The sequence below is a fragment of the Olsenella sp. An290 genome, from assembly GCF_002159535.1.
In the GTDB taxonomy this organism is placed as follows: Bacteria; Actinomycetota; Coriobacteriia; order Coriobacteriales; family Atopobiaceae; genus Thermophilibacter.
In genome coordinates this window covers 1-1,311 of the sequence record NZ_NFIU01000038.1, presented here as the reverse complement: position 1 = coordinate 1,311, position 1,311 = coordinate 1, and the positions used below count along the sequence as shown (strand labels likewise).

Genomic DNA, 1,311 nt, shown 5'->3' with positions numbered 1-1,311 from the left:
TTCCGAACCCGGAAGTTAAGCCCCCGAGCGCCGATGGTACTGCGGAGTCAGTCCGTGGGAGAGCAGGACGTCGCTGACCAACAAGGGGCATTTTCCTGTGGCGGGGACGCGGAACCTCGGAACTCCCTTCATTTCCCCTGAGCCCCTGGCGCTTTTCCCAGGCGCATCCCCAACTAACCCCCTTGCCTCTTTGCGGTCCTGCGACGGCAGTGTTTCGCTCGCCGGGCCCTGAGGCCCCGCTATTGCTCGGCTCAATAATGTCGCGCTCAAGCAAGTGGGGCTCTATTTTGCGACGTTCTGGCTCTTTGGGCCGCGGCGTCAAACGTTGAGCCAGGAATGGCTCGCCGTGACTCCGTACGCGACGGGCGATTGCTTCTGCACAAGCTATTCCCGTGGGTGCGTTGTGCCGGGGGCTTTGTCCCACCAGGCTGGCTGGGCGACGAGGTACAACGCGGATGGCCCCTTGGCATACGTCGTACGAGTGTGCCTGGCTTCTAGTAGCCGTCCTTTTTGTTCCAGTCATTTAGCGCACTGTCCCCACTGTGCCTACGTCCGGCCTATTTGCCTGGCCGCGAGGATGCGGGCCTGGGGGCATATGACGGCGCAATGCGTTCTAGGCGCTGGGCGCTTACGGCTGCTGTGTTTTGTCAACTAGATTTGAGCAAAATGAGCACCGGAATCTGAGCTGCCTGCGCACGCGACGTGCGCGGGCTTTTTGAGCGCCTACCCCTCCTGCATGAGGGCGTGCCTCACTCGGTGGGACTCGCCCCGGAACTGGACCAGCCGCCCGTGGCGGACGACGCGGTCGATGACGGCGGCCGCCATCCGGTCGTCGCCGAGCACCGAGCCCCAGCGGCTGAACTCGAGGCTGGTCGTGATCACCACGCCCTGCCTCTCGCAGGCGTCCGCGAAGACCTGGAGCGGCAGCCTGGCCCCGTCCGGGTCCAGCGGCAGGAACCCGGGCTCGTCGACCACGAGCGGCCTCGCCCGCCCGATCTGGGAGGCCTCCCTGTCCGGGCGGCCCTCGTAGCGCGCCCGCCTGAGGCGCGCGACGAGCGAGGGGGCCGTGAAGAAGCGGGCCTCCATGCGCCTGTCGCGCGCCAGCCGGCGCAGCGCGCTCGCCATGTGGGTCTTGCCCGTGCCGACGTCGCCCATCAGCACGAGGTCCTCGCGGCGGTCCAGGAACGAGGGCGAGAGCGGGTTGTGTTTGATAGCCTCCGTATTGCGGGTTTGAGCGCGGTGGTTTTTCGGGAATGAGCGCGAAAAAGTTTCGGGTCTGAGCGCGGGCACGCCGACCATCCCGTTCGGCCT

1 protein-coding gene is annotated in these 1,311 nt (G+C 66.1%); it reads right to left on the bottom strand.

Features of this window, described 5'->3' with window-relative positions:
- Window positions 1-723: 723 nt before the first annotated feature.
- Window positions 724-1,299: an ATP-binding protein gene (locus B5F84_RS09395; protein ID WP_087323324.1), complete on the bottom strand. Its 576-nt coding sequence runs from the start codon at window positions 1,297-1,299 to the stop codon at window positions 724-726.
- Window positions 1,300-1,311: the final 12 nt, after the last annotated feature.

What these genes read in the sequence shown, in the direction of transcription:
- B5F84_RS09395 (WP_087323324.1), bottom strand. Translation starts at nt 1,299, where the DNA reads ATGGTCGGCGTGCCCGCGCTCAGACCCGAAACTTTTTCGCGCTCATTC.